21 protein-coding genes are annotated in these 12,966 nt (G+C 46.5%); 5 read left to right on the forward strand and 16 right to left on the reverse strand.

Features of this window, described 5'->3' with window-relative positions:
- Nucleotides 1–14: 14 nt before the first annotated feature.
- From KNO79_RS13790 to KNO79_RS13835, 10 genes are all read right to left on the reverse strand, one after another.
- Complete coding sequence (locus tag KNO79_RS13790) at nt 15–485, reverse strand: hypothetical protein (protein WP_214691542.1); 471 nt, start codon at nt 483–485, stop codon at nt 15–17.
- A 455-nt stretch (nt 486–940) separates the two neighbouring features.
- Nucleotides 941–1,414: a DMT family transporter gene (locus tag KNO79_RS13795; RefSeq protein WP_214691543.1), complete on the reverse strand. Its 474-nt coding sequence runs from the start codon at nt 1,412–1,414 to the stop codon at nt 941–943.
- Between the two features lie 12 nt (nt 1,415–1,426).
- The gene (locus KNO79_RS13800; RefSeq protein ID WP_214691544.1) at nt 1,427–2,086 is read right to left on the reverse strand and encodes a Crp/Fnr family transcriptional regulator; all 660 of its coding nucleotides are present in this window, start codon (nt 2,084–2,086) and stop codon (nt 1,427–1,429) included.
- Between the two features lie 12 nt (nt 2,087–2,098).
- The gene (locus tag KNO79_RS13805; protein WP_214691545.1) at nt 2,099–2,524 is read right to left on the reverse strand and encodes a DMT family transporter; all 426 of its coding nucleotides are present in this window, start codon (nt 2,522–2,524) and stop codon (nt 2,099–2,101) included.
- Between the two features lie 12 nt (nt 2,525–2,536).
- A complete protein-coding gene (locus tag KNO79_RS13810) occupies nt 2,537–3,475 on the reverse strand; it encodes a DMT family transporter (protein ID WP_251028370.1) in 939 nt (312 codons plus the stop codon).
- 106 nt (nt 3,476–3,581) lie between these two features.
- Nucleotides 3,582–4,064, reverse strand: coding sequence for a hypothetical protein (locus tag KNO79_RS13815; protein WP_214691547.1), 483 nt, complete (start codon nt 4,062–4,064; stop codon nt 3,582–3,584).
- Complete coding sequence (locus tag KNO79_RS13820) at nt 4,039–4,524, reverse strand: hypothetical protein (RefSeq protein ID WP_214691548.1); 486 nt, start codon at nt 4,522–4,524, stop codon at nt 4,039–4,041. Before KNO79_RS13820 ends, KNO79_RS13815 begins: the two co-directional genes overlap by 26 nt.
- Nucleotides 4,521–5,024, reverse strand: a complete 504-nt coding sequence (locus KNO79_RS13825) for a hypothetical protein (RefSeq protein WP_214691549.1) — start codon at nt 5,022–5,024, stop codon at nt 4,521–4,523. The genes KNO79_RS13820 and KNO79_RS13825 overlap by 4 nt, the downstream gene beginning before the upstream one ends.
- Before the next feature lie 9 nt (nt 5,025–5,033).
- Entirely contained in the window at nt 5,034–5,492 is a 459-nt protein-coding gene (locus tag KNO79_RS13830) for a hypothetical protein (RefSeq protein ID WP_159563425.1), read from the reverse strand.
- A gap of 13 nt (nt 5,493–5,505) precedes the next feature.
- Nucleotides 5,506–5,955, reverse strand: coding sequence for a hypothetical protein (locus KNO79_RS13835; protein WP_214685688.1), 450 nt, complete (start codon nt 5,953–5,955; stop codon nt 5,506–5,508).
- 162 nt (nt 5,956–6,117) lie between these two features.
- Between KNO79_RS13835 and KNO79_RS13840 the strand changes: the two genes are divergently transcribed.
- Together KNO79_RS13840 and KNO79_RS13845 are read left to right on the forward strand one after the other, a co-directional pair.
- Nucleotides 6,118–7,323 carry an MFS transporter gene (locus KNO79_RS13840; protein WP_214691550.1) on the forward strand — a complete coding sequence of 402 codons (1,206 nt, stop codon included), beginning with the start codon at nt 6,118–6,120 and terminating at the stop codon, nt 7,321–7,323.
- A gap of 19 nt (nt 7,324–7,342) precedes the next feature.
- A complete protein-coding gene (locus tag KNO79_RS13845) occupies nt 7,343–7,774 on the forward strand; it encodes a MarR family winged helix-turn-helix transcriptional regulator (protein WP_074034775.1) in 432 nt (143 codons plus the stop codon).
- A gap of 41 nt (nt 7,775–7,815) precedes the next feature.
- Here KNO79_RS13845 and KNO79_RS13850 read toward each other — a convergent pair whose 3' ends face one another.
- Nucleotides 7,816–8,847 (reverse strand): flavin monoamine oxidase family protein, encoded by a 1,032-nt coding sequence (locus tag KNO79_RS13850; RefSeq protein ID WP_214691551.1) that lies wholly within the window; start codon nt 8,845–8,847, stop codon nt 7,816–7,818.
- 82 nt (nt 8,848–8,929) lie between these two features.
- On the opposite strand from KNO79_RS13850, the gene KNO79_RS13855 reads away from it, so the two are divergent.
- The gene (locus KNO79_RS13855) at nt 8,930–9,214 is read left to right on the forward strand and encodes a hypothetical protein (protein WP_214691552.1); all 285 of its coding nucleotides are present in this window, start codon (nt 8,930–8,932) and stop codon (nt 9,212–9,214) included.
- Here KNO79_RS13855 and KNO79_RS13860 read toward each other — a convergent pair.
- Complete coding sequence (locus KNO79_RS13860) at nt 9,211–9,954, reverse strand: nucleotidyltransferase domain-containing protein (protein WP_214691553.1); 744 nt, start codon at nt 9,952–9,954, stop codon at nt 9,211–9,213. The genes KNO79_RS13855 and KNO79_RS13860 overlap by 4 nt on opposite strands.
- A 157-nt stretch (nt 9,955–10,111) precedes the next feature.
- Here KNO79_RS13860 and KNO79_RS13865 point away from each other — a divergent pair, with 157 nt between their 5' ends.
- Nucleotides 10,112–10,336 (forward strand): hypothetical protein, encoded by a 225-nt coding sequence (locus KNO79_RS13865; RefSeq protein ID WP_078146194.1) that lies wholly within the window; start codon nt 10,112–10,114, stop codon nt 10,334–10,336.
- Nucleotides 10,337–10,342: 6 nt separating this feature from the next.
- On the opposite strand, the gene KNO79_RS13870 is transcribed toward KNO79_RS13865, so the two are convergent.
- Nucleotides 10,343–10,705: a hypothetical protein gene (locus tag KNO79_RS13870; RefSeq protein ID WP_214691554.1), complete on the reverse strand. Its 363-nt coding sequence runs from the start codon at nt 10,703–10,705 to the stop codon at nt 10,343–10,345.
- 215 nt (nt 10,706–10,920) lie between these two features.
- Complete coding sequence (locus KNO79_RS13875; protein WP_074034785.1) at nt 10,921–11,343, reverse strand: Lrp/AsnC family transcriptional regulator; 423 nt, start codon at nt 11,341–11,343, stop codon at nt 10,921–10,923.
- Nucleotides 11,344–11,488: 145 nt separating this feature from the next.
- On the opposite strand from KNO79_RS13875, the gene KNO79_RS13880 reads away from it, so the two are divergent.
- Nucleotides 11,489–12,046, forward strand: a complete 558-nt coding sequence (locus KNO79_RS13880; protein ID WP_214691555.1) for a cysteine hydrolase family protein — start codon at nt 11,489–11,491, stop codon at nt 12,044–12,046.
- A 91-nt stretch (nt 12,047–12,137) separates the two neighbouring features.
- On the opposite strand, the gene KNO79_RS13885 is transcribed toward KNO79_RS13880, so the two are convergent.
- Nucleotides 12,138–12,572, reverse strand: coding sequence for a hypothetical protein (locus tag KNO79_RS13885; protein ID WP_214691556.1), 435 nt, complete (start codon nt 12,570–12,572; stop codon nt 12,138–12,140).
- Nucleotides 12,569–12,877, reverse strand: a complete 309-nt coding sequence (locus KNO79_RS13890) for a nucleotide pyrophosphohydrolase (protein ID WP_214691557.1) — start codon at nt 12,875–12,877, stop codon at nt 12,569–12,571. The genes KNO79_RS13885 and KNO79_RS13890 overlap by 4 nt, the downstream gene beginning before the upstream one ends.
- Between the last annotated feature and the right edge of the window lie 89 nt (nt 12,878–12,966).

Raw genomic sequence — 12,966 nt, forward strand, 5'->3', positions numbered from 1 at the left:
ATGCTCGATTAGTTTCATCCTCTACGCTTCTCCCGGTTCATCAATCCCAACAAACTCTCGACCACATGCTCGTCATCAATCTTTAGAATTTTCCAGTCAATCCATGACTCGAGAATAAGACAACTCGCAATCAGCGTCGCACAGCCAAGGCTTAACGTATCAAGCGATATGTACTTCAGTGCATAGAGCGCCATCATCGATATGACACCAATCAAGAGAATAAACTGAATCATGCCTTTTAGATAAATAAAGCGCTGGTACGTGGATGAGTCATTGAACTGTAAAAACAACTTGATTTTATGCCATGTCGCTACCAGAAGCGGCATGAGCATCGCCGCACAAAAGATGAATAGGGACAGGCTCATTCTTGAATCATTGAACATTAACCAAAGCGCTGTCACTACCCCTATGATGATCACTAGTAGCGGACCTTTTTTAGTCCATGCTTTGTCGTACAAGTATTCCATTCGTTCTTCACGTAACATCTAGCACCCCTCCAAAAGTAAAAAACATCCAATTTACCGATATCTATATCTTAACAATCTATAAGCAAACTTTCGAGGTTTTCCCATTAAAAAGGAAAAAGCATCTGACGATTGTCAGATGCTGATTAATTTGAATGCCGGCGAAGGAGTCGGAATAAAAAGATTCCAATCATCGTCAACAACCCTAAGTTTAGAATTGTCCATCCCATGTCCATCACTTGTTGCATATCATTACCCCCTTCTATCCTGTTCTTCTAAATTATACATGTATTTTCAAAAAAAGATTCGGTCAAATTGTTCTTTTTATCCTTTTTTTCCTAATGAGTCAAAAGTTTTGGTTACATCTGGTCAATCAATGGAATAGAAGTCAACGGTTGTGTGCCCGATCTGTCATACTCAACTGAATCGACAGCAGCATGGACAAATTTGTTCAAAACGTGGAACTTTTTTAACGTTTAACTCGCTCGATTCATCGACGCGCGAGTTGGTTTTACCTTTCCACTCAACTGAAATACGAGCACCCCACCAACGATTAACACAATCCCGACGACCGTTTTCCATGTGAACGGGACGGCCGTCAATCCGAACCACCCTAACGTATCCCAGAGGAGCGCGAATAAGATTTGAGACACCATAACGATTGAGATCGCGTAACTCGGCCCGAGGCGCTCAACCCCTTGCGTCACACTCATGACGACCCCGACGCCGAGGATTCCGCTGAACCAGTACCATGTCTCCATCTCCTCTACTCGGAACAAGCCACCACCTTCTTGAAACAACCCAATGAGTAGCGATGCTAAAAATCCAAGACAGAGAACGAGCGTCGTCGTCGCCCATGCTCCGACACGCTTCTTGACGTTGCCGTTAAACGTGTTTTGCACACAGACGAGCATCCCGCCGAAGATGGCAAGCATCATGCCAATCACCATGATTCTCCCCTCCTATTCATAAATGCTCTCCCCGACAATCTCCAACAAACCTTCCCGATCGACGAGCGTGATTACCCGCCGATTTCGTTCAATCAATCCTGCCTCAACGAAACGCCGGAGCGTCCGATTCACATGACGATAACTCGTCCCAATCAAATCAGCGATATCCGTCAATTGGTCGACAGTCGAGCCGAGTGTTTGGTCATTCGGCGTCATCGATAACAGATAACTCGCCAAGCGCACTTCGACAGGGTAAAACAAGTTGAAGCTGAGTGATTGAGATTTTCGTTCAAATTTTCTTGTGATCTCTTCTAATAAATAGTGTAACCACGCAACATCGTGGTGGGCATGTCGAACCAAATCCTCGAAGCGAATGACAAGCATCTCGACTGACGTGACCGCCTCGACCGTATTCAAAAACGGGGTCCGCTGAATATATTCGATGTCCCCGATCAAATCGAGCGGATATTTGAAGGAGAGGACGAGGCGCTTCCCGGTAGCGGAAGTATGGGAAACGCGAATCTTCCCCTTCACTAAGAAACGGAGATGTTCTGCTTCATCACCTTGCGTACAGATGACGTCCCCCGGCTCGTATCGGACGAGCTGCAATTCGTTCTGCGCAGCGACAGGTAAGTCAGTCAATTCAAATTGCTTCACATACGCGTCAACCATGTACGTTTCCCCCTACCATTTTAATAAGATGACCCCCGCGATCATCATAAGCACCCCAAACAACTGCATCCCGTTCAAGTTTCGGCGCACCATTCCAAACCAGCCTCGCCAATCGATGACAAGCGCGAGCGTCAGTTGCGCAATGAGAAACAACGAGATTGTCATCGTGACCCCGAGTTTATGGACGGCCGTCATATTACTGAATAAGATAATCGCCGCAAACGCTCCGCCAGATAAATAGAGCGGCTTCACGTGACGCATCTCGACATACGTGCGGTCGCGTAACGCCAACATGACGAGGAGCGCAACGACGAATCCAGTGAATTGTGTCAACGTCGCCGCTTGCCACGTCCCAATTTGCGAACTGATTCGGGCGTTAGCGACACTTTGCAACGTGAGAAAGAATCCCCCACTCATGGCGAACAGCACTCCTCGCATCGTTCTCCCCCCTTAAGATAAACGAATCAATACAATTCCAATGACCATGACAATCAGACTGATGATTTGCACACCAGTGACCGGGTTCTTCTTCGCTCCAAACCAACCGAAACGGTCAATCAGTAAGCTACCGCATAACAGTCCGACAATGACGATGATGACAGCGATTCCTGTCCCGACAATCGGTACGATGAGGACGTTTCCTCCGATGAAGAGCGCCCCAATGATCCCACCGAGCCAAATCCACCACGGTTGACCTTTCAGTTGACCGAGCGGAACGGGTTGGCGTGAGACGAGTAAAATGAGTAAGAGCGCCAATGTTCCGACAACGAAAGAGACCAATGCCCCTTTCAGAGCCGATTCGAGCACTGTTCCCAAATAGCCGTTAATGGCCGTTTGCGTGGCACTCATCATCCCAGTGAAAATCCCAAACAGTCGCCACAGGTTCAGATTCCCCGTGTCCGTTTCCATGGAGACGACCAGCTTGCCTCTTCGGCGGTTGAGCCAGTCGGATAAAGCGACCGTTCCGATGACTCCGAACAAGACGAGCACGACACCGAACAAACGAAGCGCCGTAATTGGGTGTTCGACAGAATTGAACCAACCGAAATGGTCAATCAACAACCCCATCAAAATCTGTCCAAAAATCGGCATGATGACCGTCTGGACACTCCCGAGTCTTGGGAACAGCAAGATATTTCCCGTTAAGAACAAGACCCCTAACAGTCCGCCAATCCACATCCAACCCGGACCTTCCTGAATCACCGAGCCGTCAAATCCAAATGACTGTCCGGTCAATAAAAGCAATAAGGACAAAAAGATCGTCCCGACAGTAAACGATAAAAAAGATGCAACGAACGGGGAGCCGACCACCTGACGCAAACGTGAGTTGACACTCGTCTGCATCGGCAATAAAATCCCAATCGTCAATCCAATCAAAATAGCTAACATGAATGTCTTCCTCGATTCTTCTAGTAGTTCTGTGTACATTGTCAGCTTACGCTTCCGTACCGAAGAAGAAAAGGACCGATGTCCTCAAACAAAAAACGAACCCTTCTCAGGTGTTCGTTTTGGACTCACGGAAGCGTTGATCGCGCGCTTCACGCAATTCTTTCCCTCGTACATGATGCGAATCGAGTGATTGTAAGTTTCGATTGATGACATAAGGTGCCAGAATCGACATCACACCGATTCCGAACAGCCCGGCAATCGCGACGACGGGAGACAACGAGTCGGCATAATAGGCAGCCAATAAGCTGATGGTCAATACGAAGCAGAGCCACTGGATGCCAAAGTCTGTATACACCAGACATTGGTAACGCGTATCCTCGTTAAAGGTCAGGAGCAGTTTTGTTTTCCGCCACTCGAAACAGAGATACGGAAAGAAACTGATGAAGACGAGGAGTGGAGCGTAGAGTTTGGACTGCGTGGCAATCACGAGCGTCATCACAATTGTCGCGATGGCGATGCCCCACCCCCAACGCCAATGACTGTCATCTTGCTTCAGCAATTGTTCAATTCGCTTTTCTTTCGTCAGCATATGTACTCCTTTCATACGAACGGTAGTGCTTTGTCACCTCATCTCGTGTCGGTTGCTCCGGGTCGGCTTGTCGCAATTGTTGCACGGTCTGATAGTGCGTCCATGCTAACATGACGATGCCTAGACCGAAGATGACCCATGCGACAGGTGCAATCTGGAGACGACTGAAGAGAATCGCTGCTGTGACCGCTCCAATCCAGTAGGAATAGAGGCGATATAAGCGTTTTGTCAGTAGGATGCCTCGACCCACCGTGAAAATCTGTAAGACACGTCCTTCTTTGATCGTCAGCCCTATGAGTAGGACAGCCGTGAGGACCGAACCGATTCCCCATATCCACCATGTATCAAAACCGAGCACAAAACTGTTACAAAAAATGAGGGCTCCCGTGAGCCAAAGGTGAAGGGTTTGTCGTGACTGCCGATATCCTCCGATTACTTGAATCCGTTCTTTCTTTGTCATGAATCTTTACGACCTTTCCTTGAAATATCATCTAACGCATGTTTCAAACGTTCCCGGTTTGACCGAGCCCACTCGCCTGATGTGACGTGGTGCTCATCAAACGCGGACTGTTTTCGATCAATCCAAAGTGGAATCAATATGAGACACGGTCCGCCAATCAGGAGCGTCCAACTCATCCACGGTAAGATATCGATTCCGTTGAAATGCAAACCAATCAAAATCACAAACCATATCAAACTCATCAACATGACAGTAAAATCAATCCGCAACAATCGATGATAGCGTGTCGATTCGTTGAAGGATTGCTGCAGTTTCATCTTGTTCCATTCAAGCCATGTCGTATAGAGAAGTGCGACACCGGGTAAAAGAATGCTATACGGACTCCATGTCGAAAGAAAATAGATGGATACGCCTAGCATGATTACGCTCACGACGATGTTGAGACGAGTATATCGTTTCTCAAACTGTTCAATTCTTTCAAATCGCTCTGCTTTGTCCACGGTATCACCTCAGTCTTTCACGAAGTCGAGTTTGATTTCGCGGCGCATCGGCTGTTCTTCGTCATACTGCGGCATCTGCCGGTCGAGCATTTTCTGTGCGACTTGCAATAAGATGACCCCGCCTAAGAAGACGACGAAAAGCGACCATGCCGGCCAGTTAATCAAGACGATTAATGGGAAAAGAATTGCCAACAAGACGAGGAGTCCCATCTCCGACACATACTGCCAATCGATGATGCGCTTTGCTTGTTCTACAGCGGTCAACTTCCTGACGAAGCGCCGCTCTCGTCCGATGGCGAACAACATACCTGCTAATGTGACCCCTAATGGAATGATATACTTTGACGCACCGTCAGACTGAAGTGCAAGAAAGACGAACATCCCGGTAAGAGCTGCCAGTCCCATTCTCCAAAAGAGCCAACGCTGTTGATAACGATAAATCGTATTAATCCGTTCTTGTTTATTCATCTCATTCATCCTTTCAGAATCGTCGAATCTCGCGACGTGTCGGTTGCTCCGGATCGAGCCAGCGGATTTGTTGATCGAGCTTCTCTTGAGACCATAAGATATAAAGCAATGTCCCACCGATAAGAACCGCTGGAATCCAAGACCATTCCATGATTCGAATGGCTAGCGGATTGACGAGTCCTAGCAATGCGATAAAGAGGAAGTCCAGATGATACTGCAGTATCACAACACGTTTCACCTGTTCTTGCTCCGACAATTGACTGATCGTCTCTGCTTCATGCGAAAAGAAGTAACGAGTCACAAGTAACACTCCGCCGATAATGGCGAACCCAACCCAAATATTCCCGTCCGTTCGTATTAAAAAGTAGACCGCGAGAGCAGCTGGAATTGCTAGAAAAAGTCGTTGCAAAAGTCGCTTTCGATTTGATTGTTTGATTATATGTAGTCGTTCTTGCTTATTCATCTTGATTCACCTCTTATTCCACTATACGAGATGAACATGAGAAAAGTTCCGTTATTTTACATTTTCGTACCAAAGTCATGCTTCTTGACGATATGAATTTCTCGCTGTATAGTTTAGTTAACTTAACTATATGTTGAAGAATGGAAGTAAGAGGTTATTAATATGAATTTATTGAAGAATACTCGGTTCGTATTCACTTGGTTATCCGGAATGACGCTCACGCTAGGGTTTTCGATTTTCTTCTTGAGCGTCTCATGGTTGACGATCGACGTGTTGAAGCAACCGGCACTCCTCGGAATTATCTTGACGGCGGTCTCGTTGCCGCGTGTCATCATGATGGTGTTCGGCGGTGTGTTCGCTGATCGATTCCAAAAGAGTCGCTTGTTATGCTTAACGAATATCGGACAAGGCGTGTTGATGTTAATTGTCGTCTCGCTCCATTTTGCTGATGCGTATTCGGTGACAGCCCTCTTGATCATCTCCGTATTATTTGGTCTTTTAGATGGCATGTCTTACCCGGCACTGTCATCACTTATGCCTTCAATCGTATCAGGTCAACAGTTGCAACGGGCGAACTCCCTTTTCCAAGGGTCGCTCGAGTTGATGTTCGTCATCGGTCCGTTCCTTGCAGGGATCCTACTGACGTGGGGAAGTTTTGGTCTCAGTTTCGGCACGTCGGCTGCATTGATTTTCCTCTCCGCGATTTTGATCATGCCACGTCTGATTCAAGACAACATTCCCGAGGTCGCTCCACTCTCAGCGAAAGATGTACTCCTTGATTTGAAAGAGGGCATTCGTTACGTATCGCAGACACCTGTGTTACGTAGTGGGACGTTCGCCATTGCCATCGTCAACTTGTTCGTCATGGGACCACTCATCATGAGTATCCCGATTCTCGTTGGTTCAGTCGGAGGGACAGCATTTGATTTGAGTATCATCGAAGGCGGGCTCGCTGTCGGGACATTTGTTGCAAGCTTCCTGATTCTATTGTTACGGTCGGTTCATCGTGGACGCTTCGTCTTCCGCGCCCTATTCCTGACACTCGGCGCCTTCTTCCTCTACACGCAAGTCCAATCGATTCCGCTTCTCGCGGTCGCGGCTTCTATGAGCGGGTTTATGATCATGCTCGTCTACTTGCCGACGGTCACCATCATGCAGGAACAAAGCGACTCTGACAAAATCGGCCGTGTCATGAGCATCATGTCGCTCGCCGCCTCAGGCCTTGAACCGATTGCGTTCGCCATCCTATCGGTGCTTGTTGCCTTGTCCGTGCCGATTCAAACGCTCTTATTGGCATTTGGTATAATCGGATTAGTGTGTGGTGTCCTCTTATATCTTCGGAGCGAAACGTTCCGGCGGACACCGTAAAGAAAGGATGAATGACACGTTGAATGAAACACGAAAGCAACAAGTCCTCACGATGTATCGCCAAATCGATGAGCTCGACTTGCTGTTCACGAAATATTTCACGGAACTGAACGAGTTCGAGCTGAGCTATCAACAAGAACAGATGTTGCTTCTCTTCAAACGTCAAGAGACGTGGACGACGACAGAGATTGCGACGAAGATGTCCATCTCCAAAAGTGCTGTCAGTCAAGTGCTCAAAGTGCTCGAGCAACGCGATTTCGTCATGCGGGAAAAGAATCCCGAGAACCTTCGGGAAAGTTTCATCCGGCTCGGTCCGAACGGCCTTGCGTACTCGAAACAAATCGATGCGATTGAAGAGCGCCTCGCTGAAGAGATGTTCTCCGTCCTTGAGGATGACGAGATGAAGATGATCAACCGTTCGCTCGCGTTGATGATTCAGAAATTCAAATAAAAAAGACAAATCGCCGCTAGTCGGACGATTTGTCTTTTTCGTTATACCAACCCTTGTACGATTCGATTCGCCGACCGCAATGCCCCTTCGATATGTCCCCCGAACTGCGCATCCGTCTCCGAACCAATCAAATGGAGACGGTCTCCGAGCTCAATCGGACCGTAAGCCGGGAATGCCGTGAGCGGCAGGAAGTCGTCAGATGTCGCTGTCTCTGATTCTGTCGACCAGTCCATATAATGAAATCGCAAGAAGTCATTCGCTTTCGGACCATAAAGCTTCTCCAGTTGTTCGATGACGCGCGTCTTTACTTGTCCTTCTCCTAACGCTTCCCGTTCTCCCGGTGACAGACGGAAAAATCCGAACAGCGCACCTGGTCCATCTATCAGAGAAGCGTCATGAATCTCTTGAAGTGGACCGACCCAGCTCATCCCAAAGCCAGACAGACCTTCTTCTCGCCAGAACGGTGTCTCGTATACGATGAGCGCTTTCGCCTGAGAAGCCATCCATGTGGGAGTCGTTTTGAGCGCTTTTCGCGTTTGCGCTGACAATGCCGGTTCAATTGCCACTTCCGCAACGAGACGGGGTGGAATCGCAAGGATCACGTCATCCGTGTGATGCACCGAACCATTTTGAAACGTCAGTTGGACTCGGTCCGACTGTCGCTCGATCGAGGTCAGGCGATGCCCAAGCCGAACGATGTCATCGGGCAACTTCGCATGCAGAGCTTCCACCAGACTCGTCATCCCACCGACTAAACGCTTGGATAAGACGATGCTTTCTTCCGGTAACACATGTCGTTCCGGTGCGGTCGTCGTTTGACGTTCGAGCACCATGTGTCCTGTCGTATGTTGAACAAATGACTCGAGTCCGAGTGTATCCACGAGTTTAGAGATGGTCTTCTCCGTATCCGGCCAATACCATGTCGGTCCGAGGTCATAACCGTCCTTCGTCAAGATACGACCACCAATACGATCACGAGCCTCAAAGATGGTGACGTCATATCCCTTTTGATGAAGTTGGATTAAAGCATAAAGCCCGCTGATACCAGCTCCAATGATGGCGATTGATTTCATTGTAAATTCTCCTTTGTCGTCCGTCTCTCCTCGATTATACTGAGTTAGATGGTTTTACATATGCAAGAAAGGACGACATCAATTGAAAAATATGTTCTATTATCTATTCTTCCCTTATATCGTATTGATGCGCATTTTGTACCGTTTTATTCAAACTAAGGGTCGGATGACTGTGGCGATGTGTCTCGTTTCATATCCCATATGGTCTCTATTTTTATTCGACCTCATTCAATGTTCGACCGCAATCGAATTTGTCATCATTACGTACGTATCAAGCGCTTTATATGTCCCTTATTTCTTCTTTGACACAGACGTGAAGCGAAGACGACCGAACGGATATATCCCAATCGAGGAGCGACATCATTAAATCCAATCTATTTCATTCAAATAGTCTAGAAGCTGTTGATTTGTGATTTCATCTTGTCTCAACAGTGCTTCTCCTTGCTCTACTCGCGGATCTTCCGAGAAATAGAGTTTTAGAATCGCCAAGCATGCTTCTACAGTCGATGCAAAACTCTCGTCCTTCACGTTGATCGTCAAATACCAACCTCGGATGACGCGCTTCACGATGGAGCGTTTCTCCAGATGAGACATCTGTCCACGAAGCAATTTCGACTTGGCTGTTTTAATTGAAGAAATCAAGTCCTGGTTCAACGCCTCACTCACACGAACATCCGGCTTCATGCGCGGGAATTGAATCGAGACATCTTCCCCGTCCACACATGTACAAAGATGTCTTAGCCAAAAGCCCCATTCAAAACGATTCGCCGGATCCAGCGCCACATCGAGACGCCCGATGTCATAATCGATTTTAATGACTTCCGGATGTTGCGTTAGCAATCGCTCCGTCTGCTCCACCAATTCTGTCGCATCGACATCCTCATGCACGAGCACCGTCAAATCTAAATCCGATTGCCCAGCAACAGCTGTCCCGCGACCGATGCTTCCATAAAGATATATGCTGTGTAGCTGTTCATCGAATGCTTCTTTCACCAATTCGATTGCTTTAAAAAGGACAGTTTCAAACTCAGGCTGTATATGATGGATGGACGTCTGGTTGATGACATAACCCGCATCGTCCGTACCAAGTCGGGTCGGCCGTTTCATAGATACGTACCGACTCGTTGAAATGTAGTAAACGTCATGATGTATCGAACTCCTTTTTTTAGTTTATGCATGTCGGATTTGAAATGCCACGGTTCCCCCTTTCAAACAGGTTATATTTGGAAGTATAATGAAGACGCAGAAAAGGAGGTATGTGTATATGAACTTCATCATGGTCTTTTTATTCGGACTCATTTTCACGATTTTTCCAATCGCTGTACTAATCATCGGTATTTTGTGGATTCGCAATGTCGTGGCACGTTCTGAGAAACGAGCAGACGAGCAACTCTTCATGGAACGTGAACGTTCGAAGCAGATACAAGTATTAATCGAACGTCTCGACCACATCGAACAACAATTAGATTCGAACACAAAACGCAGCTGACTTCGGTTAGCTGCGTTTCGTCTGATATCGAGCGAGATTTGCGTACGTCACATGTTCAGGGTCGATTTGCTTCATCCGCTGATCAACGTGTCTAGACATCAGGGCCGTGACGAACATGACCAGGAGTGGAACAGTCGATAAGCTAAATGATTCGGTTAGGATGATCGTAGTTGCAATTCCAATCAATATGCAGACGACAACCAGCGCAAGAATGAACTCCGACCAAACTATACGTTGATATTCCATCGCTTCATTGAAACGAAGCAACATTCGGGTACGTCTCCACATATGAACCATCAAAAGAGGTGGAATGAGCAAAAGGATTCCCAAGAGAACTTGAATGAGAAAGAACTCTCCAAACCACCACATCATCCATCCCCCTAACAAAAGAATGAGCGATAACATGACATTAATACGGTTCGTAAGTAGGCGAGCCTTAGTTATTTCTCGTAAACGCTCATCGTGCGACATCGTGTCCCCCTCCTTTTCATTTGATTAAAAATCAATTTGTACTGAAAAAATTTCATCTATTCTCTTTTACTAGCTCGCAATCACTCTCACTGTTAAAAGTCACTCCATCGCTTTCATAAAACGGGTCTGAATGATACTGGTGAAGATAGATTTATCAAAGATGAGGGACGACCGTATTCCATCGATTCGTCGATGAACGTCTCTAATGTGCGCACGTTTTCCGTTACCACTTTGACGAGGTAACTGTACTGCCCGGCTAAGCGATGACATTCGATCACGGACGGCTGTTGACGACAAAATTCACGGAACGCCTCACAACGATGGGTGTCATAAAGAATAAAGGCGGTCACGTGTTTGTCCATCTTTTCAGGATTGATGACAGCCCGATAGCCTGTGATGACTCCACGTTCTTCGAGTCGCTTCACCCGTTCTGTCGCAGCAGGCGTAGACAATCCAATCTGTCGTCCTAATTCGGTCATCGAGATTCGGGCTTGTTGTTGCATCAATTCAAGAATATGGCGATCTATTTCATCCATTTGGCATTCACCTTTCAAAATTAAAGTGAAACGATACATAATCCGTTCTTTCTAAAGTCATTCGCTGAAACTTCCGTAAAACCTCTATGTATCTATATTCCTCCGTTGCATACACTTGAAGTATCCAATTCAAGGGGGAATCAACATGCAAACGACAGTCGTTCCATTACTCATCATCGATGTCCAACAAGCCTTTCATGATCCAAGCTGGGGAAACCGCAACAATCCAAAATGCGAAGAGAATATCGCACGGTTGATTGAAGCGTGGGAACATCATGATCAACCAATCATCTATGTCCAACATGTCACGAACGTTCCGACCTCACTCTTCTATTTCAAAAAAGATGGCCATTTGTTTCAAGACTTCATTCAACCTCGTGAACAAGATGTCATCTTAACGAAACAGGTGAATAGCGCCTTCATCGGAACGGACTTACAGGAACGACTTGAATCACTTGGTGCGACACAAATCGTCATCACCGGATTAATCACGAACCATTGTGTCGAGACGACCGCACGGATGGCAGGAAACTTGGGATTCAATCCGATTGTTGTCTCCGATGCGACAGCGACGTTCGATCGTCAATCGATCAGTGGGGCATGGATTCCCGCAGCGGTCATCCATGACGTGTCGCTCGCTAGTTTGAATGAAGAATTTGCATCAATTCAGACGACAAATGAGGTCATGAAAGATGTGTTATAAAAAGAAGTACAGTCCTGATGGATTGTACTTCTTTTTATTCATAACCTGGCTTTAAAGTATACAGATGTCACTCATATTTTTCGTATTGCTATTATTCATCAGCAGTTTCTATATATCCACTAATCAAAAATGGAATCTTTAAGTTCGCAAGCTTCATCAAGAAATCTGGTTCAAATTCTAACTTCACATCTAAGTGAGAGACCACACCCAAATCAATCCAGATATCATCGGCTCCACAAGAGCGAAGGGTATCAATATGTTCTGCCAGAGTGTCAATCATCCAAAAAAGTCCGATATACGGATTTTCCATTTGCTGAAATTCAAGTGGTGGTTCAAACGACGCATGACCTACCTTAGCGATTTCTTTACGTTTTCCGATATGCTCAATTTCCCCAACTTCCGTTTGCTTATAAAATTGAATACCTGTTTTCTCTGATGCAGCGCAAGGAGAGAAATGAGGCCCCATTAAATGACAAGGAATCATAAATCGATCGGATGGAATGTTGATATAGAACTCCTCATTCATTTTTGCGGACTCGGATATTTAACTGCGTTTTTCACAAGCTTGTCTTCAATCGCTTTTGAAACATCGATGTCAGCAGCATGAGCGAATGTCAACGCGTAAATCAACACGTCAGCAAGCTCCTCTTTCATCTCCATCTTTTTCGTCTCAAGCGCTTCTTCACTCGACACCCATTGGAATACCTCAAGGAGCTCACTCGCCTCAAGTGATAACGATAACGCCAAGTCTTTCGGGTTATGATGGAACGCCCAGTCGCGCTCATCTCGAAATTCAATTACTTTATCCATTAATCGTTGTACTTCGTTCATATACTCCACATCCTCACTTTTCATATTTAATCATGTTCCCCACAGTAAAAACTCCACGTCTTACATACTCTTGAATCAATCGAATGGAA

This window comes from Exiguobacterium sp. s43, from assembly GCF_018617255.1.
GTDB lineage: Bacteria > Bacillota > Bacilli > Exiguobacteriales > Exiguobacteriaceae > Exiguobacterium > Exiguobacterium profundum.